General features: G+C 71.8%; 28 protein-coding genes. 8 read left to right on the top strand and 20 right to left on the bottom strand.

Features of this window, described 5'->3' with window-relative positions; genetic code table 11:
• Positions 1-23: 23 nt before the first annotated feature.
• Together DEI98_RS01125 and DEI98_RS01130 are read right to left on the bottom strand one after the other, a co-directional pair.
• The gene (locus DEI98_RS01125; protein ID WP_111099631.1) at positions 24-1,265 is read right to left on the bottom strand and encodes a Gfo/Idh/MocA family protein; all 1,242 of its coding nucleotides are present in this window, start codon (positions 1,263-1,265) and stop codon (positions 24-26) included.
• Positions 1,266-1,412: 147 nt separating this feature from the next.
• The gene (locus tag DEI98_RS01130) at positions 1,413-2,201 is read right to left on the bottom strand and encodes a DeoR/GlpR family DNA-binding transcription regulator (RefSeq protein WP_027466817.1); all 789 of its coding nucleotides are present in this window, start codon (positions 2,199-2,201) and stop codon (positions 1,413-1,415) included.
• Positions 2,202-2,334: 133 nt separating this feature from the next.
• Between DEI98_RS01130 and DEI98_RS01135 the strand changes: the two genes are divergently transcribed.
• The 5 genes from DEI98_RS01135 to DEI98_RS01155 are packed head-to-tail and all read left to right on the top strand — an operon-like array spanning position 2,335 to position 7,097.
• On the top strand, positions 2,335-3,213 hold the full coding sequence (locus DEI98_RS01135; protein WP_111099632.1) for an SIS domain-containing protein: 879 nt from the start codon (positions 2,335-2,337) through the stop codon (positions 3,211-3,213).
• The gene (locus DEI98_RS01140) at positions 3,213-4,124 is read left to right on the top strand and encodes an ROK family protein (RefSeq protein WP_111099633.1); all 912 of its coding nucleotides are present in this window, start codon (positions 3,213-3,215) and stop codon (positions 4,122-4,124) included. Before DEI98_RS01135 ends, DEI98_RS01140 begins: the two co-directional genes overlap by 1 nt.
• Positions 4,121-5,239, top strand: a complete 1,119-nt coding sequence (gene nagA / locus DEI98_RS01145) for an N-acetylglucosamine-6-phosphate deacetylase (protein ID WP_111099634.1) — start codon at positions 4,121-4,123, stop codon at positions 5,237-5,239. The genes DEI98_RS01140 and nagA overlap by 4 nt, the downstream gene beginning before the upstream one ends.
• A complete protein-coding gene (locus DEI98_RS01150; RefSeq protein ID WP_111099635.1) occupies positions 5,236-6,264 on the top strand; it encodes a 1-phosphofructokinase family hexose kinase in 1,029 nt (342 codons plus the stop codon). Before nagA ends, DEI98_RS01150 begins: the two co-directional genes overlap by 4 nt.
• Positions 6,261-7,097, top strand: a complete 837-nt coding sequence (locus tag DEI98_RS01155) for a class II fructose-bisphosphate aldolase (protein ID WP_111099636.1) — start codon at positions 6,261-6,263, stop codon at positions 7,095-7,097. Before DEI98_RS01150 ends, DEI98_RS01155 begins: the two co-directional genes overlap by 4 nt.
• Before the next feature lie 25 nt (positions 7,098-7,122).
• On the opposite strand, the gene DEI98_RS01160 is transcribed toward DEI98_RS01155, so the two are convergent.
• From DEI98_RS01160 to DEI98_RS01170, 3 genes are all read right to left on the bottom strand, one after another.
• Positions 7,123-8,529 carry an L-serine ammonia-lyase gene (locus DEI98_RS01160; RefSeq protein ID WP_111099637.1) on the bottom strand — a complete coding sequence of 469 codons (1,407 nt, stop codon included), beginning with the start codon at positions 8,527-8,529 and terminating at the stop codon, positions 7,123-7,125.
• 34 nt (positions 8,530-8,563) lie between these two features.
• Positions 8,564-8,758, bottom strand: a complete 195-nt coding sequence (locus DEI98_RS01165) for a PspC domain-containing protein (RefSeq protein ID WP_027466823.1) — start codon at positions 8,756-8,758, stop codon at positions 8,564-8,566.
• A 98-nt stretch (positions 8,759-8,856) separates the two neighbouring features.
• Positions 8,857-9,783 carry an NADP-dependent oxidoreductase gene (locus DEI98_RS01170; RefSeq protein ID WP_258369835.1) on the bottom strand — a complete coding sequence of 309 codons (927 nt, stop codon included), beginning with the start codon at positions 9,781-9,783 and terminating at the stop codon, positions 8,857-8,859.
• Between the two features lie 95 nt (positions 9,784-9,878).
• On the opposite strand from DEI98_RS01170, the gene DEI98_RS01175 reads away from it, so the two are divergent.
• On the top strand, positions 9,879-10,697 hold the full coding sequence (locus tag DEI98_RS01175) for a shikimate 5-dehydrogenase (RefSeq protein WP_111099638.1): 819 nt from the start codon (positions 9,879-9,881) through the stop codon (positions 10,695-10,697).
• A 75-nt stretch (positions 10,698-10,772) separates the two neighbouring features.
• Here DEI98_RS01175 and DEI98_RS01180 read toward each other — a convergent pair whose 3' ends face one another.
• The 7 genes from DEI98_RS01180 to DEI98_RS01210 all read right to left on the bottom strand — a co-directional run bounded on the left by DEI98_RS01180 (position 10,773) and on the right by DEI98_RS01210 (position 16,798).
• Complete coding sequence (locus tag DEI98_RS01180) at positions 10,773-11,216, bottom strand: SRPBCC family protein (protein ID WP_111099639.1); 444 nt, start codon at positions 11,214-11,216, stop codon at positions 10,773-10,775.
• 5 nt (positions 11,217-11,221) lie between these two features.
• Entirely contained in the window at positions 11,222-12,667 is a 1,446-nt protein-coding gene (locus DEI98_RS01185) for an NAD(P)/FAD-dependent oxidoreductase (RefSeq protein ID WP_071406240.1), read from the bottom strand.
• Between the two features lie 39 nt (positions 12,668-12,706).
• Positions 12,707-13,399 (bottom strand): hypothetical protein, encoded by a 693-nt coding sequence (locus DEI98_RS01190; protein WP_110865303.1) that lies wholly within the window; start codon positions 13,397-13,399, stop codon positions 12,707-12,709.
• A 118-nt stretch (positions 13,400-13,517) separates the two neighbouring features.
• Entirely contained in the window at positions 13,518-14,186 is a 669-nt protein-coding gene (locus tag DEI98_RS01195) for a hypothetical protein (RefSeq protein WP_111099640.1), read from the bottom strand.
• A gap of 54 nt (positions 14,187-14,240) precedes the next feature.
• A complete protein-coding gene (locus tag DEI98_RS01200; RefSeq protein ID WP_181437889.1) occupies positions 14,241-14,768 on the bottom strand; it encodes a GNAT family N-acetyltransferase in 528 nt (175 codons plus the stop codon).
• A 27-nt stretch (positions 14,769-14,795) separates the two neighbouring features.
• Complete coding sequence (locus tag DEI98_RS01205; RefSeq protein WP_111099642.1) at positions 14,796-16,073, bottom strand: ABC transporter permease; 1,278 nt, start codon at positions 16,071-16,073, stop codon at positions 14,796-14,798.
• Positions 16,070-16,798, bottom strand: coding sequence for an ABC transporter ATP-binding protein (locus DEI98_RS01210; RefSeq protein ID WP_031260145.1), 729 nt, complete (start codon positions 16,796-16,798; stop codon positions 16,070-16,072). Before DEI98_RS01210 ends, DEI98_RS01205 begins: the two co-directional genes overlap by 4 nt.
• A gap of 80 nt (positions 16,799-16,878) precedes the next feature.
• On the opposite strand from DEI98_RS01210, the gene DEI98_RS18450 reads away from it, so the two are divergent.
• Positions 16,879-17,508, top strand: coding sequence for a TetR/AcrR family transcriptional regulator (locus DEI98_RS18450; RefSeq protein ID WP_181437890.1), 630 nt, complete (start codon positions 16,879-16,881; stop codon positions 17,506-17,508).
• Positions 17,509-17,590: 82 nt separating this feature from the next.
• Here DEI98_RS18450 and DEI98_RS01220 read toward each other — a convergent pair whose 3' ends face one another.
• The 8 genes from DEI98_RS01220 to DEI98_RS01255 form a co-directional block, all read right to left on the bottom strand.
• A complete protein-coding gene (locus DEI98_RS01220; RefSeq protein WP_111099643.1) occupies positions 17,591-18,616 on the bottom strand; it encodes a glycine betaine ABC transporter substrate-binding protein in 1,026 nt (341 codons plus the stop codon).
• Complete coding sequence (locus tag DEI98_RS01225) at positions 18,613-19,377, bottom strand: ABC transporter permease (protein WP_111099644.1); 765 nt, start codon at positions 19,375-19,377, stop codon at positions 18,613-18,615. The genes DEI98_RS01220 and DEI98_RS01225 overlap by 4 nt, the downstream gene beginning before the upstream one ends.
• Entirely contained in the window at positions 19,374-20,645 is a 1,272-nt protein-coding gene (locus DEI98_RS01230; protein ID WP_017887899.1) for an ABC transporter ATP-binding protein, read from the bottom strand. Before DEI98_RS01230 ends, DEI98_RS01225 begins: the two co-directional genes overlap by 4 nt.
• A complete protein-coding gene (locus DEI98_RS01235) occupies positions 20,632-21,279 on the bottom strand; it encodes an ABC transporter permease (RefSeq protein WP_071245638.1) in 648 nt (215 codons plus the stop codon). Before DEI98_RS01235 ends, DEI98_RS01230 begins: the two co-directional genes overlap by 14 nt.
• Before the next feature lie 208 nt (positions 21,280-21,487).
• Positions 21,488-22,231, bottom strand: a complete 744-nt coding sequence (locus tag DEI98_RS01240) for a DinB family protein (protein ID WP_111099645.1) — start codon at positions 22,229-22,231, stop codon at positions 21,488-21,490.
• Positions 22,228-22,839: a hypothetical protein gene (locus tag DEI98_RS01245; protein WP_111099646.1), complete on the bottom strand. Its 612-nt coding sequence runs from the start codon at positions 22,837-22,839 to the stop codon at positions 22,228-22,230. Before DEI98_RS01245 ends, DEI98_RS01240 begins: the two co-directional genes overlap by 4 nt.
• 58 nt (positions 22,840-22,897) lie before the next feature.
• Positions 22,898-23,773, bottom strand: coding sequence for an aminoglycoside phosphotransferase family protein (locus tag DEI98_RS01250; protein ID WP_111099647.1), 876 nt, complete (start codon positions 23,771-23,773; stop codon positions 22,898-22,900).
• Positions 23,774-23,890: 117 nt separating this feature from the next.
• The gene (locus DEI98_RS01255; RefSeq protein WP_111032168.1) at positions 23,891-24,541 is read right to left on the bottom strand and encodes a ScbR family autoregulator-binding transcription factor; all 651 of its coding nucleotides are present in this window, start codon (positions 24,539-24,541) and stop codon (positions 23,891-23,893) included.
• Positions 24,542-24,631: 90 nt separating this feature from the next.
• On the opposite strand from DEI98_RS01255, the gene DEI98_RS01260 reads away from it, so the two are divergent.
• A complete protein-coding gene (locus tag DEI98_RS01260; protein WP_110865313.1) occupies positions 24,632-25,075 on the top strand; it encodes a disulfide bond formation protein B in 444 nt (147 codons plus the stop codon).
• Positions 25,076-25,088 lie beyond the last annotated feature (13 nt).

Here is a 25,088-nt window from a genome sequence, read left to right on the forward strand (position 1 = left end):
CGGGGTGTCCTTTCGCACGGCCGTCAGGAGCCGACGGTCTGGGCGGGATGCGGGGTGGAGGGGGTGGAGTGCGGGGCGTTCGACGTGAAGTGCGCGATGGTCTCGGCCGGCAGGGGCGGGACGTCGATGGGGACGGACCCGTTGCGGAGCGAGCGCGTGGCCAGCGCGCCCGCGGCGACCGCGGCACGGGCCGCGATCGGGGACAGCTCCGACGGTTCGCCGAACGCGACGGACCGCAGGAACTCGGTCATGGTGAGCAGGTCGGCGTCGGCATGCCCGTCCTCGACGCCGTCGATCGGGTACTCGCGGTCCCCCGCGGTGTCCCAGCCCCGGCGGTGCGTCCAGACCTTCACGACGCCCCCACCGGTGTCGCCGATGTTCTCGAGGCGTCCCTCGGTGCCGATGACGGTGTAGTTCCGCCAGTAGTCCGGGGTGAAGTGGCACTGCTCGTAGCTGGCCTGCACCCCGTTGTCGAGCGTCATCATCACCATCGAGACGTCCTCGACGTCGACGACGGGGTTCAGCCCGGTCTGGGCGAGCGGCGGCCAGTTGTCGTGGGAGAACCAGTCCCCCATGAGCTCGCCGCTGCGGTCGCGCCGGTCGGTGACGTCGCCGTAGACCGACAGCGAGCCCATCCCGACGACCCGGGCGGTGTCGCCCCCGCCGAGCGCGTGGATGACGTCGAGGTCGTGGCTCGCCTTCTGCAGGAGCAGGGAGTTCACCTTGCTGCGGTCGGCGTGCCAGTCCTTGAAGTAGTAGTCACCGCCGTTGCCGACGAAGTGCCGGCACCAGACGGCCTTGACCTGACCGATCTCGCCGCGGTCGACGATCTCGCGCATCAGGCGGACGACGGCGGCGTGCCGGAAGTTGTGCCCGACGTACAGCGGCGTCCCGGTCTCCGCCGCGGTGTTCAGGACGGCGTCGGCGTCCTCGACCGTGATGGCCAGCGGCTTCTCGAGGTAGACGGCGATGCCCGCGCGGAGCAGGTCGATCGCGATCTCGGCGTGGGTCCAGTCCGGCGTGGTGACGATGGCCGCGTCGACGTGACCGGTGAGGTCACGGTGGTGTTCCACCACCAGGGCGTCCGGGTACTCGTCGTGCCCGCGGTCCCGGCCGGCCGCGGTCACGTCCGCGACGGCCACGACCCGGGCCTGCAGCGACGGTTCGTCCGCGGTTGCCTCGGCCACGTGGCGGGCGATGGCGGACCGCTGGCCCATCCCGATCACCGCGACGCGGAGTCCTGCGTTGTCAGCGCCCATGCTCATCGCTCCCTTGCGTGAATGTGACGCCCATGATGCCGAATCGATCATGAATGCACAATAGGCGCTCACGGATCGCTCACGCATCCGTGCCGGGGAGGGTTTTACACGATCGAAACGTCCGGACCGCTCCGGGGTGGCCGCAGGGGGTGCTCAGTCGGCGACGACGAGCTCCACGCCGGCGCTGGCCAGGTCAGCAGCGAACGAGGCCGGCACCGGCTGGTCGGTGACCAGGACGTCGATGCGGTCGAGCGGGCAGATCCGGGCGAAGGTCGACCGTTCGATCTTGGTCGAGTCGGCGACCACGACGACGCGTCGTCCGACCGAGGCGAAGTGGCGGCTGACCTCGGCCTCGCCCTCGTGCATGGTGGTCGCGCCGTACTGGCCGGTGAGCCCGTCGACGCCGAGCACCACGAGGTCGAGGGCGAACTCGTCGAGCGTGTCCCGGACGAGCGGCCCGACGAGCTCGTAGGACTGCCGCCGCGCCACACCACCGGTGACCACGATCTTCACGTTGGCGCGGACGGACAGCTCGTACCCGACGTTCAGGGCGTTCGTCACGATCGTGATGCCGAACTCGCCGTCGGCGCGGATGAACCGCTCGCTCTTGCCGAGTTCACGCGCGACCTCGGTCGTGGTCGTCCCGCCGTTGAGCCCGACGGTCTCCCCCGGCTGCACCAACCGGGCGGCCGCGCGGGCGATCGCCGTCTTCGCCTCGGCCTGCCGGGCGATCTTGTACTGCAGCGGGAGCTCGTACCCGGCCCCGAGTGCTGCCGCTCCCCCGTGCGTGCGCGTGACGAGCCGCTGGTCGGCGAGGGTCGCGAGGTCGCGGCGAGCCGTCGCGGCGGAGATCCCGAGCAGCTCCCCGATCTCGGCGATCGACACGTTGCCGCGTTCGCTCACCAGTTCGAGCAGGGCGTTCAGCCGCTGTTGGGGGGTCATGACGGTCATACTACGGCGTCACCACCGACGTCCGATGATCGGAAATGACGTTTTCCCCTTCCGTTGCGCACGATCGCTCGCTACGCTTCCTGATCATCGATCACCCGGATCGATCCGGACCCGGAAGGCTCCCATGACCGACACCTTCGTGAGCGCTGAACTGGCCTCGCAGCCGGAGACCTGGCGTGCAGCCGCCGCGCTCCTGCCGACCTTCGCCGACGCGCTGCCCCAGCCGGGCGAACGCGTGGCCGTGATCGGCTGCGGCACGAGCTGGTTCATCGCCATGAGCTACGCCGTCGCCCGTGAGCAGGCGGGCCTCGGCGTGACCGATGCCTTCGCCGGGTCGGAGTACCCCGCGTCCCGCGAGTACGACCGCGTGCTCATGATCAGCCGCTCGGGCACGACGACCGAGATCGTCGACCTGCTGCAGGCCCTGCCGTCGCAGCGGACCGTCCTGATCACGGCCGTCGCCGACAGCCCTGCCGCGGCCGTCGCCGACCAGGTGGTCGCCCTGCCCTTCGCCGACGAGCGCTCGGTCGTCCAGACCCGCTTCGCCACCACGACGCTCGCACTGCTGCGGGCGTCCATCGGTGACGACGTCGACGCGCTCGCAGCCCAGGCCGAGACCGCGCTGACGGTGCCGATCGACGACCTGCTCGACGCCGAGCAGGTCTCGTTCGTCGGTCGTGGGGCCGCAGTCGGCCTGACGTTCGAAGCCGCGCTCAAGACGCGTGAGGCCGCGCAGTTCTGGGCTGAGTCCTACCCGGCGATGGACTACCGGCACGGTCCCATCGCGATCGCCCAGCCCGGCCGGCTCGTCTGGTCGCTCGGCACGGCACCCGAGGGCCTGGCCGACGAGGTCGCCGTCACCGGCGCCCGCTTCGTCCAGCACGACCTCGACCCGATCGCCGGACTCGTCGTGGTGCACCGGTTCGCCGTCGCCCTGGCCGAGGGACGCGGGCTCGACCCGGACAACCCCCGGTCGCTCACCCGGTCGGTCATCCTCACCTGATGGGTGGCGCAGGCGCGGTGCTCGGGGTCGACGTCGGCGGCACGGGCATCAAGACCCGGCTGACGACGGCCGACGGACTCGTCCTCGACGAGACTCGGGTACCGACGCCGCGCGACGACCCGGGCGCCGAGCGCCTCGCCGCCGTCGTCGCCGAACTGGCCGCACAGGCCACCCGACGGGCGCCGCTCGGAGCCATCGGGGTGGTGACCCCCGGCGTCGTCGACGAGACCCGCGGCACCGTGGAACTGTCCGTCAACCTCGGGTGGCGCGACGTCCCGGTGCGTGACCTCGTCCGTGCCGAGCTCCTGCGTCACGGGATCGACGTGCCGCTCGCCTTCGGCCACGACGTCCGCGCCGGCGCCCTGGCCGAGGTCCGGGCCGGTGACCCGGCGCTCTCGCGGGGGTCGGTCTCGTTCGTGCCGGTCGGCACCGGGCTCGCGAGCGCCCTGGTGGTCGACGGCGTCGTCGTGTCCGGCGGTGGCTGGGCGGGGGAGATCGGGCAGGTCCGCATCCAGACCGGTCCGCACGCGGGCCACCGCGTCGAGGAGATCGCGTCCGCCGGGGGAGTCGCACGTCGTTCCGGCGCGCCGTCCGCTCACGCCGCCATGCTCCTGGTCCGCCAGGGCGACCCCGCAGCCCGTGCGGTCTGGGACGACTGCGTCGCGGTCCTGGCCGACGCGCTCGCCTGGACGACCGCGGTCGCCGGGGTCCACACCATCATCGTCGGCGGGGGACTCGCCGAGTCGGGGCCGCTGCTGCTCGACCCGCTGCGCGACGCCGTCACGGAGCGCCTGCAGGGCGTCCGTGTCCCCGTCGTCGTCCCCGCCCGGCACGGCGACGCAGCCGGCGCCATCGGAGCGGGGATCCTCGCACGCGCGCTGCTCGAGACCGAGACCGGGGTCCTGCTGTGACCACCCTCGTCCGGGCCCATCGCATCGTCACGGCCCAGGCAGACCTGCACGACGGCTGGCTCGTCATCGGTGACGACGACACCGTGCTGGCGACCGGCACCGGGTCCCCGATGCGCACGGACACCGCCGTCACCGTCGACGGCGCAGTCGTGCCCGGGTTCGTCGACCTGCACGCCCACGGCGCGCTCGGGCACGACTTCGCCGGGTGCTCCGCCGAGGACGCCCGTGCCGCCGCTGGGCACCACCGGTCACGGGGCACGACCACCCTGGTCGGGTCCATCGCCACGGGCGAGCGCGCGGACACCGTGGCGGCCCTCACCCGGCTCCGGCCGCTCGTCGCCGACGGCACGCTCGCCGGACTGCACCTGGAGGGGCCGTGGCTCGCGCCGGCCCGTCGCGGGGCGCACCGCGTCGACCTGCTGCACGCCCCGGACCCCGCCGAGGTCGACGCCTACTGCGACGCCGCGGGTGGCGCGATGCGGATCGTCACGCTCGCGCCGGAGCTCCCGGGTGCACTCGACGCCGTCGCCCGTTTCGTCGACGCCGGCGTCGTCGTCGCCATCGGCCACACCGACGCCACCGCCGAGCAGACCCGCCGCGCGGTCGACGCCGGGGCCTCGCTCGTCACCCACCTGTTCAACGGGATGCCCCCGCTGCACCACCGTGCGCCCGGGCCGGTCGGGGTCGCGCTCTCCGACGACCGTGTGCTGCTCGAGTGCATCGTCGACGGCCACCACTTGGACCCGGTCGCCGTCGAGATCGTCCAGCGCAGCGCTCCGGGCCGGATGGTCCTGGTCTCCGACGCCATGGCGGCGACGGGCTGCCCCGACGGGGCGTACACGGTGGCCGGATCGGCGGTGACCGTCCGCGACGGGCTCGCCGTGCTCGCCGACGGTTCGTCGCTGGCGGGCAGCACGATCACGGTCGCCGACGCCGTCCGCCGCCTGCTCGACGCGGGGATCGACCTGCCCGAGATCGTCGCGGCGTCCGCGGGGCGTGCGGCACGCCTGCTCGGGGCCCCGGCATCGCTCAGCGTGGGCGCCCCCGCCGACCTGGTCGTGCTCGACCCGGAGCGCGGCAGCGTCCGAACCCTGCCGACGGCGGTGGTCGCGTGATCCTCGTCGTCACCCCGAACCCGGCCGTCGACGTGACCTACCGAGTCGCCGAACAGCGCATCGGCGAGACCCAGCGCGTGCTCGAGGTCCAGCGGCGCCCCGGCGGCAAGGGCTTGAACGTCGGACGGGTCCTCGCAGCCACCGGTGTCCCGACCCACGCCGTGCTGCCCCTCGGCGGCGACGGCGGGCACTGGATCGCCCATGCCCTCGACGACCTCGGGCTCGTCCACACCGACGTCGCTGTCCGTGGCGAGACCCGCACGACCGTGACGGTGGTGGACGACCTCGCCCACCCGACGATGTTCGGCGAGCCCGGACCCGTGCTCAGCCCCGACGAGTGGGACACCGTCACCAGCGCGGTCGAGCAACTGCTCGACGACGGCGTCGCCGGCGGCACCCGCGGTGCCGCCGGCGCCCCGGCCGCCGCGGCCCTGGTCGTGTCGGGCTCACTGCCCCGCGACACCGACCCCACGGTCGTCGCCCGCTGGGTCACCACCGCCCGCCGCCGCGGTGCGCTCTCCGTGGTCGACTGCTCGGGCACCGCGCTGCTGGCTGCCGCGTCGGCCGGGGCGACGGTCTGCAAGCCAAACCGCGAGGAACTGCTCGAGGCCACGGGCACGGACGACGAGCGCTCGGGGGCACTCCGGCTCCTCGGACTCGGCGCGACGGTCGTCGTGGTCTCTCGCGGCTCCGACGGCATCGCCGCCCACACCACCGAGCACGTGCTCGAGGTGCCGGCGATCCCCGGGGTCTCGGGTAACCCCACCGGGGCCGGCGACGCAGCCACCGCCGGACTCGTCGGTGTCCTGGTCGATGTCCTCGTCGGTGCTGGCCTCTCCGCGCCCGACGGCAGCGTCCCGGCCCCCGACGACGCCACCCTGTTCCGAGCCCTCCGCTCCGCCGCTGCACACGGGGCCGCCGCCGTCCTCCAGCCGGTGGCCGGCGTGGTCGACCCGGCAGACGTCGACCGCTTCCTGTCCACCCCGCCCGCTCCCGCCCACGACCGAACGAGGACCCCCGCATGATCACCGACCTCGCCCTCACCGGCCTGCTCGACACCGCCCGCACGGCACGCCGCGGGGTCGGTGCGTTCAACGTGGTGCTGCTCGAGCACGCCGAGGCGATCGTCTCCGGCGCCGAGCTGGCCGGTCTGCCGGTGATCCTGCAGATCAGCGAGAACTGCGTCCGGTACCACGGCGGCCTCGCACCGATCACGACCGCGACCCAGGCGGTCGCTCGTGCCGCCGACGTCGAGGTCCTCGTGCACCTCGACCACATCGAGGACCCGGAGCTGGTGGCGGCCGGCGTCGACCTGGGCGTCGACTCGGTCATGTACGACGGCTCACACCTGGACTTCGCCGCCAACGTGGCAGTGACCCGCGAACTCGCTGCCCGGTGTCACGCCGCGGGCGTCGCGATCGAGGCCGAGCTCGGCGAGGTCGGCGGCAAGGACGGTGTGCACGCGCCCGGCGTCCGCACCGATCCGACCGACGCCGCCGCGTTCGTGGCCGACACCGGGGTCGATGCCCTGGCGGTCGCGGTGGGGACCTCGCACGCGATGCAGACCCGCGAGGCGTCGGTGGACCGTGACCTGGTCGAGCGCCTCCGTGCCGCGGTGCCGGTGCCGCTCGTGCTGCACGGGTCCTCGGGCCTGTCCGACGACGAACTCCGCGGCGCCGTGCACGCGGGGATGACGAAGATCAACATCTCGACGCACCTGAACGGCCTGTTCACCCGTGCGCTCCGCACCGTGCTCGACGAGCGGCCGGAGGTCGTCGACCCGCGCAAGTACGTGTCGGCCGGCCGGGACGCCATCGCCACCGAGACGGCACGGCTGCTGACGCTCCTGCACGCCTGACGCGCGAGCGGGCGCGAGCTGGCGCTCAGCAGAGCGGGACGTTCACCGCGAGCCCGCCCATCGCGGTCTCCTTGTACTTCGACGACATGTCCGCCCCGGTCTGCCGCATCGTCTCGACGACCTGGTCGAGCGACACGTGGTGCACCCCGTCGCCGCGCAGGGCCATCCGGGCGGCGTTGATCGCCTTGTTCGCCGCGATCGCGTTCCGCTCGATGCACGGGATCTGCACCAGGCCGCCGATCGGGTCGCAGGTCAGCCCGAGGTTGTGCTCCATCGCGATCTCGGCGGCGTTCTCGACCTGCTCCGGCGTGCCCCCGAGGACCTCGGCGAGCCCCGCAGCCGCCATCGACGCCGCCGAACCGACCTCGCCCTGGCAGCCGACCTCGGCGCCGGAGATCGACGCCCGTTCCTTGTAGATCGACCCGATCGCCCCGGCGGTGAGCAGGAACCGCACGACGGCGTCGTCCCGTTCGGCGGCGGGGGCCTCGGCGACCGCGGGCACGTAGGTGAGCGCGTAGTACAGGACCGCGGGGATGATGCCGGCTGCGCCGTTCGTCGGGGCGGTGACGACACGTCCGCCGGTGGCGTTCTCCTCGTTGACCGCCATGGCCACGAGGTTCACCCACTCCATCGCGAAGAGCGGGTCGTGGTCGGGGTCCTCGCGGGTGAGCTGCTCGTGCCAGGTGGCGGCGCGACGACGGACGTCGAGTCCCCCGGGCAGGCACCCGCCCCGGCGGACGGATCGGTCGACGCACGACTCCATCACGCCGTGGATCCCGAGCAGTCCGGACCGGATCTCGGCGTCCGTCCGGGTGACGGCCTCGTTCGCCAGGGCGACGCCGCTGATCGGCAGGCCGGAACCGGCACACGCGGCGAGCAGCTCGGCGCCGCTCGAGAACGGGTACGGCACGGCGTCGTCGACCGGGATCGCGGCACCGGCGACGGCAGCGGATGCGTCGGCCGCGGGCTCCGCCGCCTCGTCCCGTGCGATGAACCCGCCACCGATCGAGTAGTAGGTCTCGTCGGCCAGGTCGGTCCCGTCGGCGTCACGGGCACGCAGCCGCATGGCGTTCGGGTGCCGGGGCAGCATCGTCAGGGGGTGCAGGACGATGTCGGCGAGGCGGAACGGCACGCTCGCACCGCCATCGAGGCGCAGGACACCGTCGCGTTCCACGGCGTCGAGCGCGAGGACCATGGCATCGGGGTCGACGGTCTCCGGGTGTGACCCCATGAGCCCGGCGACGACGGCACCGAGGGTGCCGTGACCCTGTCCGGTCGACGCGAGGGACCCGTACAGGTCGACGACCACGGACGCGACGGGCAGGCCACGGACGAGGGTCGCGAACTCGGCACCGGCCCGCATCGGGCCGACGGTGTGCGAGCTCGAGGGGCCGACACCGACGCTGAACAGATCGAAGACGGAGACCGGCACGCCGCCACACTAACCCGTCCGGACGGACCGGTGCTCAGCGTCGCCGACCACCCTCGGGCGGCATCACGAACCACAGCACGACGTACGCGATCCACAGCGGCCCGGGGAAGAAGCTCAGGATGACCCAGACCACCCGGACCAGGGTGCGGGACAGGTTGAAGCGGTCGGCGAGACCGGCGCAGACGCCGGCCAGCAGACGACCGTTGCGGGGACGGGAGAGTGTGCTCATACCGACGACGCTACGCAACACCGCCGGTCGAGCGCATCCGGGACGCACCCCGAGCGTGGTGGGGGAAACCCCCGGACCGGCCCTGAGCCGCCCTGGGATCAGGGGATGAGGACGATCTTGCCGCGGGTGTGGCCCTGCTCGAGCTCCTCGAAGGCGTCCTGCACGCGGTCGAGCGGGTAGGTCGCGGCGACGGGCACCTCGATCGCGCCGTTCGCGACCTCGAGTGCGAGCGCCCCGAGGATCTCCGGGTCGGCAGTGTCCGCGCTGCCCGAGGCCTTCGCCCCGACCTCGGCGGCTTCGTCGAACGCGATGATCGTCTCGATGCGGTCGACCGGCACCCCGAGGGCGATGCCGAGCCGGACGTACTCGGCGCCGTGGGTGTCGATCACGGCGTCGATGCCGTTGGTCGCGAGTTCGGTGATGCGCTCCTGCAGCCCGTCGCCGTACGCGACCGGCCGTGCACGCTTGGAGCGGAGCCACTCGTGGTTCGCCTCGGAGGCGACGGCGATGACGTCGATGCCCTCGTTCGCGAGGAGCTGGGTGACGAAGCCGCCGACCCCGCCGGCGGCGCCGGACACCACGACGGTCTCGCCCGGACGCGGGTCGACCGCACGGACGGCTGCGGCTGCGGTGGTCGCGATGACGTCGAGGCCACCCGCCACGGTCCAGTCGAGCAGGCGTGGCTTCTGGACGACCTGGACGGCCGGCACGGAGACGTACTCGGCCTGGCTGGCGCGGTCCCACGACCAGCCGATGACCTCTTCGCCCTCGTCGACGCCGTCCACCTCGGCCCCGACGGCCACCACGATGCCGGCGAAGTCGGTGCCCTGCCCGGACGGCAGATCGCCGCCGAACGCACCCTGGCGGATGGCGGACTCACCGGGGTTGATGCCCGCGGCGCGGACGCGGACGAGCACCCGCCCGGGCGTCACCTCGGGAACGGGCACCTCGGCGACGTGCAGGACCGATCGGTCACCCCACTCGTCGAAGCGGACAGCGCGCATGGTCTCCGGGATCTCAGTCATCGGAACCGACGCTACCCCGGCGCGCGGCACCCGGTCTGCGTGGACCGCTCCATCCCTGCGAGGACGCGAAAGGGAGAGGGTGCGAGACTGGGGGCATGCCCATCCTGAACAAGGACATGCAGGTCTGCATGTCGCTGGCCGCGCGCCCGAGCAACATCGGCACCCGGTTCCACAACTTCCTGTACGACGAGCTCGGCCTCAACTTCCTGTACAAGGCGTTCACCACGACCGATCTGCCCGGCGCCGTCGCCGGCATCCGTGCGCTCGGGATCCGCGGTTGCTCGGTGTCGATGCCCTTCAAGGAGGCGATCATCCCACTGGTCGACCACATCGAGGACTCCGCCGCCGCGATCCAGTCGGTCAACACGGTCGTGAACGACGACGGCGTGCTCACCGCGTCGAACACCGACTACGAGGCGATCGCCGCCCTGCTCGGGTCGCACCAGGTCGACCCGGCTTCGCGGGTGCTGCTCCGCGGCTCGGGCGGCATGGCCAAGGCCGTCACGGCGGCGTTCCGCGGTGCCGGCTTCGACCGGTTGACGGTCGTCGCCCGCAACGAGCAGACCGGCCCGGCCCTGGCCTCGCAGTACGGGTACGACTGGGTGGCCGACGAGCGCGAGGCGGGGGAGACCGACCTGGTCGTCAACGTCACCCCGCTCGGCATGCGCGGCGACCAGCAGGACGCACTCGCGTTCGCGCCGGAACGGATCGAGGCGGCGCACACCGTCTTCGACGTGGTCGCCTTCCCGTCGGAGACCCCGCTCGTCCGTGCGGGGCGCGATGCCGGCAAGCACGTCATCACCGGCGCCGAGGTCATCGCCCTGCAGGCGGCGCGCCAGTTCGAGCGGTACACGGGCGTCGCCCTGACGGACGACCAGGTGGCGCGGGCCAGCGAGTTCTCGCGCGCCGAGTAGTCGACGCACCCACAGGGCGGAAGGGAGGCCCGTGGCGACGCCGCCACGGGCCTCCCGTCCGTCTCGTGGGACGTCTCAGGCGTTCGCCGCGCGCCCGACGGCCACCCACTCGAGGCGGCGGAGGGTCTCGCGGTTACGGATCCAGATGAGCGGCTGCATGAGGAAATCGGGCACGTACGAACCCGGCCCGGCCACCGCGTTCTCGGTGATCGTGACCTTGCTGCCGTGCCGGTGCGGTTCGACGGTCAGCTCGACGCGGGCCTCGCCGATGGGCCAGCCCTTCGCCTGGATGACCATGCGGTGCGGCGGCTCCCACACCAGCGACGTCGTGACGTCGTTGATGACGATCGGCCACGCGCCGAACGAGTGGTGCAGGTGGGTACCGACCTGCGGCCAACCGGACTCCTCCTTGCGCATGCGCGAGGCGCCGACCACCCAGGTCGTGTAGAGCCATCCGTCGCCGAGCACGTCGAAGACGGCTTCGGGACGGCAGTGCAGGATGCGGACGTTCTTCGCCATGGTGATCAGCCTTCCGGGGTGAGGTCGACGTCCTCCGGCAGGCCGAAGGTGTGCCGGAGTGCGCTCTTCGCCGCGTGCCATCCGGCCATGCCGTGCACGCCGGGGCCGGGCGCGGAGGACTCGGAGCACAGGTACATGCCGCCGCCCATCCGCCACGGGTCGCTGGACAGGACGGGGCGCTTGACGAGCTGCCAGAAGCTCGCGGCACCGGCGGCGATGTCGCCACCGACGTAGTTCGGGTTGTACTCGCCCATCTGCACGGCGGTGCGGGAGCTCGACGACAGGATCGTGTCGCGGAACCCCGGCGCGAACCGCTCGATCTGACGGGTGACGGCCTCGGTCGGGTCGACGTCCGACCCCGCGGGGACGTGCGCGTAGGCCCAGAAGACGTGCTTGCCCTTCGGGGCGCGGGTCGGGTCCACCACGGTCGGCTCCGCGCCGAGCACGTACGGGCGCTCGGCGTGCTGCCCGTGCGCCACCGCCCGTTCGGCCTCCGCGATCTCCTGGCGGGTCCCACCGATGTGCACGGTCCCGGCCTTCCGCAGCGACTCGTTGGTCCACGGCACCGGGTCGGACAGCGCGAAGTCGACCTTCGCCGCGGCGTTGCCGAACCGGAAGCGTCGCAGTGCACCGCGCTTCGGGGTCGGGATCTGCTTGCCCGCGATCCGGAGCATGCCCGGCACGCTCGTGTCGAACAGCACCGCCTTCGCCGGGGTGAGGTCACCGAGCGACCGGACCTCCTGCCCGGTGACGATGCGGCCGCCGTGCGCGACGAGGTCCGCGGCGAGCGCGTCGACGATCGCCTGGCTGCCGCCGATCGGCACCGGCCAGCCGCGGGCGTGCGCGTAGGAGCCGAGCGACAGCGCCGCCGCCGCGGTGGACAGGGACGGCAGGTGCTGGATCGAGTGCGCCGCGACGCCGGACACCATCGCCGGGGCGGCCTCGCCGCGGAAGCGCAGGTTCCACGCGGCGGTGCCCTGCTCGAGCGCCCGCAGACCGAAGCGCAGGACGGTCAGGGGGTGCCGCGGCACGTGCAGCAGCGCGTCGGTCGCGAAGTCGGCGACCTGGTCGGCGTTCTCCGCCAGCGGGGCCATCAGCTGCTTGAAGGCCGGCCCGTCCACCCCGAGCTCGGCGGCGGTGCGGTCGAGGTCCTGGTAGGCGATGCCAGCGCGGCCGCCGTCGAGCGGGTGGCCGTACTGCACCTCGGGCAGGCGGAGTTCGATGCGCTCCTCCATCCGGAACAGCCGGAAGAACTCGGACTGCAGGGCCATCGGGTGCACGGCGGAGCAGACGTCGTGCAGGAAGCCGGGCAGGGTGAGCTCGGCCGTCCGGGCGCCGCCGCCGATCGTGTCGTTCCGTTCGACGACCTCGACCGACAGTCCGGCGCGTGCGAGCGTCACCGCTGCCGCGAGCCCGTTCGGTCCCGCTCCGACGACCACCGCATCAACCATGCACCGAGCCTAGGGACTCGTGACTGCGTGTGGTGTCGGTCAGATCACCGAGGCGCCTGTCGACACCGCCACTCGCTTCCGATCCAGGACGTCGTCGATACGGTGCGCACCGGTGATGAACGCTGCTGCGTCGGGGTCGATCGCTCGGGCGATCGCGACGATGTCGTCGCGGATGGCCGGCAACGGCGCATTGTGGATCGGTTCGTGGTGGGCGAGCCGGTTCCGGAATCTCCGCACGGCATCGAGTCGCCGGTGCAGCTGCTTGCGTCGGACCGCCCCCAGGCCGGGGAACGCGTGCACGAGCCGGGGCTGCCAGAGCGTCGTCTCGTAGCTCCAGATCGGGTCTCGGGGGATCCCCGCATCGGTGAGGCCGACCCAGAAACCGAAGCTCGTCGCGGCGACCACCTGATCCGGTTCGGGATCGGTGAAGCCCCGTCGCCGCAGGGTTCGAGTTGCGTCGTCGACCGCTCGGCGTTCGCGGTCCAGCAGGTGGACAGCGGAGTCGTTCCACCAGTCGTCACGACGGCCCCGGCGGAGTTCGTCGTGGAGAGCATTCCGGACGAACACTTCGAGGCAACCGACGGGACCCCAGAACGCCGACGCGATTTCTGAGTTCCAGGCGTAGAGCCGGGCGGCGAGGTCGGTACGGCCGTCGTAGCGAGCCGTGTACCGGTCGAAGCGCGCTGCGCTGAGCAGCCTCGGGAGCGCCTGCAGCGTGGCTGGATCGATCATCGCGCCCCTCGTCGCACCCCTCTGAGACAGCAATCGCCCCAGGAGTCCGGCGAGCCGAATGGTCCTGGGGCGTTACTCGATGAGCGTATCGAAGATGCCCCGGTATATCAAGTACCGGTCAGGTGCGCGAGGTGTCGGGGTCGGCCGGGTCCGACTCGTCCTGGTCACCATCGGCGTCGTCGGGCTCGTCGGCGTCGACCGGGATCGATCCGACGGGGTGCTCGGCGAGCAACTCGGCGAAGTCCTCGTCGAGCATCTGCTGCAGCCGGTCGTCACGGCCGATCTCGTAGTCGTCCGCCGGGCGCTGCGCCCAACCGAGGCGTCCGACGACGGTGGTGCCGATGTCGTCCCAGGCGCGGGCCCGCGCGGCGAGCACGATGCCGTCGACGAAGTGCTGGTCGTCGCGCCGCTTGTCGAGCATGGTGGCGAGCTGCTCGTACGTGGCCTCGCGCATCCGGAGCTTCAGGTCGTCGCCCCGCCGGTAGTCGTGCTGGTGGCGGGAACGGCCCTTCTGCTTGCTCGAGGTGGAGCGGATCTCCCGCATGCGTGCGGCGTCGCCCCGCTGTTCCTCGGCCATGCGGTGGAGTTCCTCGCGCGTGGCCTCGGCGATGAGCGCGTGGTCGAAGTACCCCTGGTCACGCAGGGCGTTCGTGATGATGCGGTTGGCCACCGCGATGGTGACGGCGGCCTTCGCGATGAGGAAGCCCTCGTCGACCGCCCGCTTCAGTTCGACCTGGCTGATGGGTCGATCGCGCACGTCGGGGTTGCGTCGTCCGAACAAGGCCATGCTCCGACGATACCGGCGACCGGTGTCGGTCGGCCTGCACGACGGCGACGGGCGTCAGAGCAGCAGGCCGTACACCGCGACGTCGACACGCTCGGGCCCGAGGGGCAGCGCGCCGCGCAGCGTGCCCTCGTGCGCGAAGCCGAGCCGCTCGGCGAGCCCCCGGCTCCGCGCATTGTCGACCGCCGACCGGATCTCCATCCGTGCGCACCCGCGCGCCCGGGCGACCCCGATCAGCACGGTGGCGGCCCGCCGGACGACACCACGGCCCTCCTGTCCGGCGTCCACCCAGTAGCCGAGCGATGCCTGGCCCAGGTACGGGTCGAACGTCAACGAGGCGACCCCGACGATCCGGTCGTCCTGGCGGATGACGCACGGCAGCGCGCGGTCCATCGCGAACTGGCCGAGCAGCCGCTCGGTGTGCAGGGCGATGGCCGCGCGGGTCTGGGGATCCCAGGCCCAGGGCTCGGCGGCCCGCAGACGATCGGTGTTGGCGTGCACGAGTGCGAGCACCGGGTCGACCGTCGTCAGGTCGCGCAGCGTCAGCGTGTAGCCGTCACCGAGGTCGCGTCCGAACGTCGTCACCGTCCAGACACTAGGCAGCCCTGCCTGTCACTCGTACCGGAGCGCCTCGATCGGGTTCTGCCGTGCCGCACGTCGTGCCGGCAGGGTGCCCGCCAGGAACGCGATGAACATCACGACGAGGATGATCGTGGCGACCGACCCCGGCGCGAACTGCATGATCTGCAGCCCCGGCAGGTCATTGAGGAGCGTGCCGGCCAGGACGTTCGAGATCCCGGTGCCGAGCAGGATCGCGACCCCGGCGCCGATGGCACTGCCGAGGAACCCGATGAACACCGCCTCGAGCGAGAACAGCGTGTAGACCTTGCCGCCACCCATGCCCATCGCCTTCATCAGGCCGATCTCGCGGGTGCGCTCCTGCACGCTCATGAGCAGGGTGTTGATGATGCCGAAGCCGGCGGCGACGAGGGCGATCACCGCGAAGGCGTTCAGGACCCCGACGATGCCGCTGATCACGGTCTGGAACTGACCGAGCTGGTCCTGGATGGTCTGGCCGAGGAACCCGTCGTCGGCCAGGGACTTCTTGACCGTGGTGACGGAGGCGTCGGCGTCGAGCGTCGCGGTGGCGCTGGCGTAGGACGTCGCGATCGAGTCGGGCTTGCCGATCTCCTGCGCGGCCTGCATGGCGTCGGTCAGTGCGGCGTTCGCCCCGGCACCGCTGCCGAACAGCGACTCGTTCTGCACCCCGACGACGGTGGCGGTGAGCGTGTGCTCCTTGCCCTGGTAGTCGTCGACGGCGATCGTGAGCTCCTTGCCGACGGCGGCCGAGGCGCTGCCGAGACCCATGTTCTTCAGGTAGTCGGTCGGCAGCATCACCTGGTTGGCGTCGGTCTCGTCGTCGAGCTGCTTGCCGCTCGCCAGGTCGGCGTCGAGCTCGCCGGCGTTGGCCGTGAGCGACACGACGTACTTGCCCTGGTCCCCGTACTCGGCGTACTTCGGCGCGAGGGCGACCGCGGGGCGGAGGCTCTTGATGCCGTCGGTCTTCTCGATGGCGTCGACGTCGGACTGCGAGAGGTACGAGAACGACGCCGGGCCGCGGTCGACGCTCTGACCGGACGCCTCGGGGTCGTACTTCGCCGGGCCGCTGTCGGTCGAGGTGGAGTCCACGGCCTTCGTGACGACCAGGGTGCCGTCGTCTCCGATCGAGGAGACCTGGCTGTCGATGTAGTTGCTGACGCCCGTGCCGATGGCCGACGTGAGGGTGATCGTGAAGGCGCCGATGAAGATCGCGATGACGGTCAGGGTCGTGCGCAGCTTCGAGCGGAAGGTGTTCGAGACCGCGGTGCGCAGCAGATCGAGGAAGTTCATGCGGAGTGCCTTCCGTGCGTGGCAGACGCGTCGACCGCGTCGTCGGGTCCGCCGACGATCAGGCCGTCGCGGACGTTCACGCTGCGGTCGCAGCGCGCGGCGAGCTCTTCGTCGTGCGTGACCACGACGAGCGTGATCCCCCGCTCGCGCTGCAGCCCGAACAGCATGTCCTCGACCACCTGCCCGGTGTTCGTGTCGAGGTTGCCGGTCGGCTCGTCGGCGAAGATCACGCTCGGCTCGCCGACCAGCGCCCGGGCGATGACCACGCGCTGCTTCTGGCCACCGGACAGGTCGTTGGCGTCGTTCTTGGCCTTGTCGGCCAGCCCGAGGGCGTCGAGCGCCGCCATGCCCCGGCGCTTCCGCTCGGCTCCGGAGACGCCGGCGATCTTGAGCGGGAGCACGACGTTGTCGAGCACCGAGGTCTTCGGCGTCAGGAAGAACTGCTGGAAGACGAACCCGAAGGTGCTGTTCCGGGTGCGGTTGACCTGGCGGGCACCGAGCGTCGCCGCGTCGGTGCCGTCGAGCAGCACCTGTCCGGCCGACGGCTTGTCGAGCAGTGCGAGCAGGTGCATCAGCGTCGACTTGCCGGAGCCGGACTTGCCGACGATCGCCAGGCTCTCGCCCTGGTGCACCGCCAGCGACACCCCCTTGAGCGCGTCGAACCGCGTCGCGCCGCGGCCGTAGGTCCTGGCGAGGTCACGGGCCTCGAGCACGGGAGTGGTCATGGGTTCACCGTAGTGTCCGATGCACGACTGCAAGTTTGCGTTTGCTGTAGATCATGTGACGTTCCGGTTACAGTCAGGCCATGCCCGACTCCGCGACGCCGTCAGAACTCGGTCTCCGTGACCGCAAGCGCATCGAGACCCGCAACCGCATCGCCGAGTCGGCTCGGTCCCTGGCCCTCGAGCAGGGCGTCGACGGCACCACGATCGAGCAGATCGCCGCGCGGGCCGACGTCTCCCCGCGGACGTTCTTCAACTACTTCGAGAGCAAGGAGGACGCGGTCCTCGGGCACACCGAGCTCGACCTCGAACCCCGCACCCTCGAGGCGCACCTGGCGGCCGTCGCGGGGGAGCCGGCGGCGCAGGCCGTCGTGGACCTGGCGTTCCTGGTGTTCGGGTCGTCGTTCGGCGACGAGCACGAGCGGCTCGAGCGCAAGGCCGTCATCGTGCGGTTCCCGCAGCTGATGCGTCGGCAGGTCGCGCGGATGACCACGGTCGCCGAGGCGATGACCGGCGCGGTGCGCGCGATCCTCGAGCGCGACCCGGCCTGGGGGCCGGAGGCGGCGACCCCGCAGGCGGCGGAGATGCTGCTCGGCATGTGCATGACGGGGCTCCGCAGTGCCGCTCGGCACGAGGGCTCCGACCCGGAGCAGGTGCGTGCGGCGGTGGTCGCGTCGATCCGCGACACGGCTGCGCGCATCGCCGCGGCCTGAGACGTACCCACGAACGGACGGGAGGTGGGCCCCACCAGCTGGCACCGCGCCTCCCGTCCGTTCGTGGGGACGTCGAGAACGATCAGGGCTTCGTGATGAAGCCCTCCTTGACCATCCAGTCGAAGGCGACGTCGGCCGGCTCGCGCCCCTCGACGTCCACCTGACGGTTGAGTTCCTGCAGCACGGCGTCGGTGAGCTTGGGCGAGATCTGGTCGTAGATCCCCTCGAGCTTCGGGTACTCCTTGAGCGTCTTCGAATCGATGACGGGCGCGACGTTGTACGCCGGGAAGAACCCCTTGTCGTCCTCGAGCACCGTCAGCCCGAGCGACTTGATGCGGCCGTCGGTGGTGAAGACCTCACCGAAGTTGCACTTGCCGCGGTCGGTGGCCGTGTAGACCGTGCCGGTGTCGAGGATGCTGACGTTGCTGCTCGGCACCCCGTTCGACCCCGAACCACCGAGCTCCAAGCCGTACTTCTTGAGCATCGGCTTGAAGCCATCGGCACGCGAGTTGAACTCCGACTCCACGCAGAACGTGCGCTGGTCGACCGGCAGCTTCGTGATGTCGGAGAGCGTCTTGACGTCCCCGAGTTGCTTGACGGCCTCGTTGCGGACGGCGAACGCGTAGGTGTTGTTCATCGGCGCGGGTTCGAGCCACGTCAGCCCGTTGCCGGCGTCCTCCTTCTTCACCGCCGTCCACTGCTCGGTCTTGTCCGGGATCCCCTTCGTGTGACCCATGAAGGTCAGCCACGCGGTACCGGTGTACTCGTACGTGAAGTCGGCCGCGTGCGAGGTCATCAGCTCACGGACCGCGACGCTGCCGGGCACGTTCGTCTCGTCGGTGACGTCGAACCCCGCGGCCTTGGCGGCGAGCACGGCGATCTTGCCGAGCACGAGCTGCTCGGTGAAGTTCTTCGACGTCACGGTGATGTGGGCGCCGGCCGGCAGGTCGTCGATGCGCTGGATGGAGCCGGCGCCGGCCTCGGGCACGAACGACGTGGCGGGCTGCAGGCCGCACCCGGTCAGGACGAGGGCGGTGGCACCGGCGACGAACGCGGCGGCTCCGACCCGAGTGCGGGTGCGGCGGGTGCTGCGGGTGCGGCGGGTCATCGGAGTCCCTTCGGTCGTGCGACCGTCTCGACCACGCGGCCGAGCCAGTCGATGGAGAGGGCGAGCAGGGCGACGAGCAGGGCCCCCGAGACGAGCACCTTCGGCAGGAACAGCGTCACGCCCGTCGTGATGAGCAGACCGAGTCCGCCCGCACCGACGAAGGTGGCCAGGCTCGCCGTGCCGACGAGCAGCACGAGGGCGGTCCGGATGCCCGAGAGCATCACGGGCACCGCGAGCGGCAGTTCGACGCGCATCAGCACGCTGAAGGCGCTCATCCCCATGCCGCGACCGGCCTCGACCAGGCGGTCGTCGACGCTCTGCACGCCGATCATGGTGTTCCGGAGCACCGGCAGGATCGCGTAGAGCACGAGCGCGATGACGGCGGACGAGCTGTTCAGGCCGAGCCAGGCGGCGAGCAACACGATGAGGCCGACGGCCGGGGCCGCCTGCCCGAAGTTCGCGACGGCGAGCACGTACGGGCTCGCCCGGCGCAGCGGCCCGCGGGTGAGCACGACGCCCAGCGGGATGCCGATCACGAGCACCAGGACCGTCGACTGCAGGGTCAGCACGAGGTGCTGACCGGTCAGGGCCAGGATGTCCGCCGGGTTGAGCGTCGTGCGCTCCGTCGGGGTCAGGTCCGCCGTCGCGAGCCACACCGCGAAGCCGGCCAGGACGATCAGGATCGCGATCGGCTGGAACAGCAGGCCCTTCCACGAGGTGCTCGCACCGGTGGCGGGGCCGGCAGTGGCGACTGCGCTCACAGGTCTTCTCCGGTGGGCATGGCCGACACCGGTGACGACGGCATGGTCTCGATCGGGTTCGTGTTCGTGCCGACCGGCGTGTAGGCCTGGTCGCCTGCGGCGGTCGCGCGGGAGCGGGTGATCGCCTCCATCACGGTCTCGACGGTGATGACCCCGCGGAACGCGTCACGACGACCGGTGACGAGTGCGGCGCCGGCGCTCGAGACGAGCATGGTGTCGAGCGCGTCGTTGAGGGTCGCGGCCTCGCCCACGACGGGCAGGCCGGGCTCGACGCCGTCGGGGATGCGGTCGAGGCGCTCGAGCTGGCGGCGCGACGGCCACCCGATCGGGCGCTGGCGGTGGTCGACGACGACGGCGTGCTGGTGCCCGCCGGCCTCGTTCATCCGCTGCAGCACGGCCTTGACCTCTTCACCGGGGGAGCAGGTCACGGCGGACTCGACCTCGACGTCGCGCACGCGGTTCAGCGTGAGCTGCTTCAGGCCGGCGCCGGAGCCGATGAAGTTCTCGACGAACTCGTTCGCCGGCTCGGCAAGGATCCGTTCCGGGGTGTCGTACTGCACGATGTGCGCACCCTCGGTGAAGATGACGATCCAGTCGCCGAGCTTCACGGCTTCGTCGAAGTCGTGCGTGACGATGACGATCGTCTTGTGCAGTTCCTCCTGGATGCGCAGGAGCTCGTCCTGCAGGCGCTGGCGGGTGATCGGGTCGACCGCACCGAACGGCTCGTCCATGAGCAGGACGGGCGGGTCCGCCGCGAGCGCACGGGCCACGCCGACGCGCTGCTGCTGGCCACCGGAGAGTTCGCGGGGGAACCGGTCGCGGTAGGTGTCGGGATCGAGCGAGACCAGGTCGAGCAGCTCGTCGACCCGCGCCGCGATCTTCTCCTTCGACCAGCCGAGCATCTTCGGCACGATCGCGATGTTCGCCGCGACCGTCATGTGCGGGAAGAGCCCGCCGGCCTGGATCACGTAACCCATGCGGCGGCGGAGCTCGTCGCCGTCGATGCCCGTGACGTCGTCGTCGCCGACGACGATCCGCCCCTGGGTGGGCTCGATCAGACGGTTGATCATCTTGAGGGTCGTCGTCTTGCCGCAGCCGGACGGGCCGACGAGCATGACGATCTTGCCGGCCGGGATCTCGAGCGTGATGCCGTCGACGGCGGGCTTCGACTGCCCGGGGTACCGCTTGGTGACCTCGTCGAGCAGGATGCTGCGCCCGGTGACGTCCCCGTCGGGCGCGGTGGTGGTGGCGGAGTCAGTGCTGGACACGGATACCTCTCGAGATGGTCAGGCGGCCGAGGCCGATGAGGAGCAGGTCGAGGACCAGGGCGAGCAGGACGACGCCGACCACCCCGACCACGACGGAGAACAGGGCGTTGGCGCCGCCGAGGCGGGACAGCCCGGAGAAGATGAAGCCGCCGAGCCCGGGGCCGAGCGCGTACGCGGCGATGGCGGCGATGCCCATCACCATCTGCGCGGCAACGCGGACACCGCTCAGGATGATCGGCCACGCCATCGGCAGCTCGACCTGCAGCAGGGTGCGGAACCGGCTCATGCCGATGCCACGCGCCGACTCGACGACGGCAGGCGGGATCTCGGCGAGACCGACGACCGCGTTGCGCAGGATCGGCAGCGCGGCGAAGAAGACGACCGTCACGACCGACGGCAGGACGCCGAAGCCGAGCGGGACGATGAGCAGGCCGATGACGGCGAACGACGGCAGGGTGAGGCCGATGGCCGACACCCCGTTCGCGAACGCGGTCAGGCGCGGGCTGCGGTAGACGAGTGTAGCGAGCACCACGGCGATGACCGTGGCGAGGACGACGCACTGGACGACCAGTGAGAAGTGCTGCCACGATGCGAACCAGATCTGGTTCCATCGCTCCACGACGTACTGGAACACGGGTGGGCGCTCCCCTTCCGGTCGGCTGAACTGCCCACAGATCGGGGCACGAGCTCGGCCAAAGCTACGCAGCAGCTGGACCGGTTGTACAACGCAACCCGACCGATACGACGGTTTCCCTTGCAGTTGCGAGGATGACAACCCCTGATCAGCAGGGGTTCACCAGGGCGAGCCTGGGAGAACGGTAACGATCGGTCTGCGTGCTCGGCTATGCGCCCAGGCCGCGCAACCCCGCTCGCTCAGCGATGTCGACGAGCTGCTCGCGCCACCGGACCCATTCCTCCGGGGACTTGTCGGCCAGGTTGCCGTCACCGTCCCCGGCCAGGCCGTCGAGCATCTCGCGCACGATGTCGGCGTGACCCGCGTGCCGGGCGGTCTCGTACGCCATGTGCACCAGGATCCGGTGCAGCGTGACCTCCCGGTGCCCCTCCGGCCACCACGGCACGGTCCCGGTGGCGGTGAGGTCGAGCGCCTCGATCGTGGCGTCGGCGTGTTCGGCACTCCGGTGGTGGAAGGCCACGATGTCGGCCATGGTCTCGTCGAGCGAGGCGTACATGTCCTCGCCGTCCTCGGACTCGAGCCAGGCGGGCGGGTCCGGCAGCGGCCGCCCGAACACCTCGCCGAAGTAGCCGGCCTGCACCCCGGCGACGTGCTTCACGAGCCCGAGGACGTTCGTGCCCGTGGGCGTCACCGGCCAGCGGGCCTGCCGCTCGGCCAGCCCGTCGAGCTTCGCCAGCAGGGCCGCACGGTGCTTCTGCAGGTACCGGTGCAGCGTCCGCTTCACCGCGGCGTCGGCGGCAGCTGCGTCCGCGTGCGCGCCCGCGCCGTCCACGGCCGCCGCACCGTCGGGGTTCCGCGCTGCCCCTTCGTCCGACAGCAGGGCGTTGCCGCTCGCCGCCGGGGTGCTGGTGCTCGCGGGGTGCACCTCGGGGACCGCTTCGACGTCGCTCATGCCCCCGATCGTGCCACCCGGAGCTCCTCCAGGCGCGCCGACTCCTGCACGGCGACCCGTTCGGCCGTCAGCAGCAGCCCGGCGACCTCGGCACCGGTGCGTGCCGGGGCGTCGTTCCAGCTCGTCAGGTCACGCACCCGCCCCATCCGGATGTCCGGCGCGGGGCACCACAGCACGGGCTCGCCCTCGTCGCGGGCGAGGGCGTGCCACACGACGTCGAGCGCGTGCTGCACCCGGGGCGCGTGCACCGCGTGTGGCCCGCCGGCAGCGGACACGACCGCGCCGACCAGGCAAGCGCCGACGAGCGGCCGGCCCTGCACGTCCATCGCCGCGGCACTCGACGCCTTGCGCTCGCGGCCGTGCTCGTCGAGGTAGGCGAACCAGGCGTGCTGGACCCAGCCGCGTTCGACGACGGCACGGGCGTCGGAGAGCAGGTGGACGAGTTCCCCGAGTTCGCGCACCCGGTCGTCGACCCGTCGTGCGCGGGCGGCTGCGCGGCGGTCGGACAGACGGTCGAGCAGGCCGCGGAGGCCGCGTCGCTCGGGCCGGACGGGGGCGGGGGAGGCGTCGGTGGCGACGTCGTGCTGGACGCGGAGCTCGAGGGTCATGGCGGCCCCTCCGATCGGCTGTGCACGGATGGTGCGGTCACGATAGCCCCGCGGGGACTCAGTCGTCCAGCACCGCGTCGATGCTCCGTCGCGCGACGCTCCGGAAGGCGCGTTCGTCGGCGGTCGCCAGCGCGGACCCGAGCGCGACCACCCACCCGCGTGCGCGCACCCAGGTGGCCTCCGGGGCCGTGACGCGCGCGCGGAACGCCCGACGCCCAGGCCGATCGAGCGTCAGCCAGGCGGTGGCCAGGTCGACGGCCGGGTCGCCCGCGGTGACGTCCCCGAAGTCGATCACGGCCGACAGACGGTCGACACCGTCCGACGAGTCGACGAGCAGGTTGAAGGGGTGCAGGTCACCGTGCACCCAGACGGGAGGCCCGGCGTGCGCGGGCGCGGCCGCTGCGGTCCGCCACAGCGTGGCCAGCTCTCCGGCCCGGTGCACGCCGTGCTCGTCGAGTCGCGCCAGCACGGCCTCGCTCCGCGACGCGAGCGGCACCGCACGGAACGGGTTCGCCGGGGCGTCGTCCGGGGCGGGGACGTGCAGGAGTCCGACGAACGCGGCGAGCGCCTCGGCGACGGGGGCCCCGGCCGCCCGTTCACCGATCGCCGTGCCGGGTAGCCACGGCACGATGCTCCACGACCACGGGTACCCGAGGGCGGGGCGGCCGGTGCGCACCGGGGCCGGCACCGGGACGACCGATCCGACCCGGGCGGCGATGTCCGACAACCAGCGCTGTTCGTGTTCGACGAGCCGTGCGGCCAGCTCCCGACGGGGGACCCGGACGGCCAGGTCGTCGCCCAGACGCAGCACGACGTTGTCCCAGCCGTTCGCGACGACCTCGAGCGGGAGCCCGGCCAGGTCGGGGTGCTGGTCGTGCAGCAGGGACCGGACGAGCGGGACGTCGACGTCGACCTCGGCAGCGGGTGTGGGCACGGCGTCAGGCTAGTGGGCCGCCGGACACATGCCCGCGAACTGGGGCCGGTGGCGTGACACCCTTCTCGCTAGTCTCAGAGGCGAGGTGACGTGGGTGTTTCCCTGGGGGGACCCGCGTCACTCCGGAGCGATGAGCGCGACGAGCCGCGGGATCTCCGGACGCAGCCGTTCGGTGACGAACGCGTCCAGCAGGACCGTCCAGAGTTCCCGCAGGCCTGCGAACAGGTCGGCCCGGCGGGTCATCACGTCCGAGACGGTCTGCACGCCGGTGTAGGCGCGGACGACGACCCGGCCGACCAGGTCCGGGTCCCACCGCGGGTCGATCTCGCCCACCTCGACGGCCTGCCGTGCGAACCCGGCGACCACCGTGGTCCAGTCGGTGTACGGGTCCTGCCGGGCGACGTCGCTCGCGGCCACGTCGGTCGACAGGCGCACCCCGGCGCTCACGACGACCTCGGACGTCATCTGGACCGCGAGCCCCTGGCACAGCCACATGATCGACTCGAGCGGGGTGGTGCCCCGCGCCACCGCGGCCTCGCCGTAGCGGCGGGAGATCGCGTGCTGCTCGGCGACGACGGCCCCGGCCATGTCGGCCTTCGACGTGAAGTGGAAGTACAGCGCACCCTTGGTCATCCCGATGCGTTCGGCGATGCCGTCCATCGAGGCACCGACGTACCCGCGTTCGTCGAACTCCGCGGCCGCGCCCTCGATGATCGCCGTGCGGGTCGCGAGCGACCGCTGCTGCCGGGTCGGTCGGTCCTGCGCCATGGGGTCCGATCGTAGTCAGCGCTCGCTGCCGCCGGGGTCCACTGGCCGCATTCGGCAGGCGTTCGGCCGGGTGCCCTACGGTCGGTCGCCATGGACGGATGGCGGAACCCTGCGCGCTGGGCACGGACGGGTCGGTGGCTGCTGCTGCCGATCGCGGTGCTGGACTGGGTCGCGCTCGCGCCGCAGACCATCGTGGTGCTCGCGTTCCTGATCGCCGTCGTCGGGCTCGCCGGCATGGGTGCGGCCCTCGTGGTGCACATGCTCCGCCGGTCCCGTGGGGCGATGGCCGGCCTCGGGGTCGTCCTGCTGCTCGGTGGCCTCGTCGTGTTCGGCCTCGACCCGTTCCCGGGCTCCTTCCCGCTCATCCAGTCGTGGTGGCCGGAATCGATCACGCAGCCGCAGCACGTCGGCAGCGCGTACTGGCAGCTCGCCGGCCTGGGCATCGAGCTCGCCGGGTTCGCCCTGCTCGCCACGCTGCTCGTGGTCTCGCTGACCGGCACTCCGCGCCCGCGGCCGGACCGCTTCCGCTCCTGACGTGCGCGGCACG

This window comes from Curtobacterium sp. MCLR17_034 (assembly GCF_003234485.1).
GTDB lineage: Bacteria > Actinomycetota > Actinomycetes > Actinomycetales > Microbacteriaceae > Curtobacterium > Curtobacterium flaccumfaciens.

Coding starts and splice junctions, on each gene's coding strand:
- DEI98_RS01240 (WP_111099645.1), bottom strand. CDS start 22,231: ATGAGCGACGTCGAAGCGGTCCCCGAGGTGCACCCCGCGAGCACCAGC.
- DEI98_RS01220 (WP_111099643.1), bottom strand. CDS start 18,616: ATGACCCGCCGCACCCGCAGCACCCGCCGCACCCGCACTCGGGTCGGA.
- DEI98_RS01190 (WP_110865303.1), bottom strand. CDS start 13,399: ATGATCGATCCAGCCACGCTGCAGGCGCTCCCGAGGCTGCTCAGCGCA.
- DEI98_RS18450 (WP_181437890.1), top strand. CDS start 16,879: ATGCCCGACTCCGCGACGCCGTCAGAACTCGGTCTCCGTGACCGCAAG.
- DEI98_RS01135 (WP_111099632.1), top strand. CDS start 2,335: ATGACCGACACCTTCGTGAGCGCTGAACTGGCCTCGCAGCCGGAGACC.
- DEI98_RS01155 (WP_111099636.1), top strand. CDS start 6,261: ATGATCACCGACCTCGCCCTCACCGGCCTGCTCGACACCGCCCGCACG.
- DEI98_RS01125 (WP_111099631.1), bottom strand. CDS start 1,265: ATGAGCATGGGCGCTGACAACGCAGGACTCCGCGTCGCGGTGATCGGG.
- DEI98_RS01175 (WP_111099638.1), top strand. CDS start 9,879: ATGCCCATCCTGAACAAGGACATGCAGGTCTGCATGTCGCTGGCCGCG.
- DEI98_RS01195 (WP_111099640.1), bottom strand. CDS start 14,186: ATGGCCTTGTTCGGACGACGCAACCCCGACGTGCGCGATCGACCCATC.
- DEI98_RS01205 (WP_111099642.1), bottom strand. CDS start 16,073: ATGAACTTCCTCGATCTGCTGCGCACCGCGGTCTCGAACACCTTCCGC.
- DEI98_RS01245 (WP_111099646.1), bottom strand. CDS start 22,839: ATGACCCTCGAGCTCCGCGTCCAGCACGACGTCGCCACCGACGCCTCC.
- DEI98_RS01260 (WP_110865313.1), top strand. CDS start 24,632: ATGGACGGATGGCGGAACCCTGCGCGCTGGGCACGGACGGGTCGGTGG.
- DEI98_RS01185 (WP_071406240.1), bottom strand. CDS start 12,667: ATGGTTGATGCGGTGGTCGTCGGAGCGGGACCGAACGGGCTCGCGGCA.
- DEI98_RS01130 (WP_027466817.1), bottom strand. CDS start 2,201: ATGACCCCCCAACAGCGGCTGAACGCCCTGCTCGAACTGGTGAGCGAA.
- DEI98_RS01165 (WP_027466823.1), bottom strand. CDS start 8,758: ATGAGCACACTCTCCCGTCCCCGCAACGGTCGTCTGCTGGCCGGCGTC.
- DEI98_RS01180 (WP_111099639.1), bottom strand. CDS start 11,216: ATGGCGAAGAACGTCCGCATCCTGCACTGCCGTCCCGAAGCCGTCTTC.
- DEI98_RS01170 (WP_258369835.1), bottom strand. CDS start 9,783: ATGACTGAGATCCCGGAGACCATGCGCGCTGTCCGCTTCGACGAGTGG.
- DEI98_RS01140 (WP_111099633.1), top strand. CDS start 3,213: ATGGGTGGCGCAGGCGCGGTGCTCGGGGTCGACGTCGGCGGCACGGGC.
- DEI98_RS01255 (WP_111032168.1), bottom strand. CDS start 24,541: ATGGCGCAGGACCGACCGACCCGGCAGCAGCGGTCGCTCGCGACCCGC.
- DEI98_RS01210 (WP_031260145.1), bottom strand. CDS start 16,798: ATGACCACTCCCGTGCTCGAGGCCCGTGACCTCGCCAGGACCTACGGC.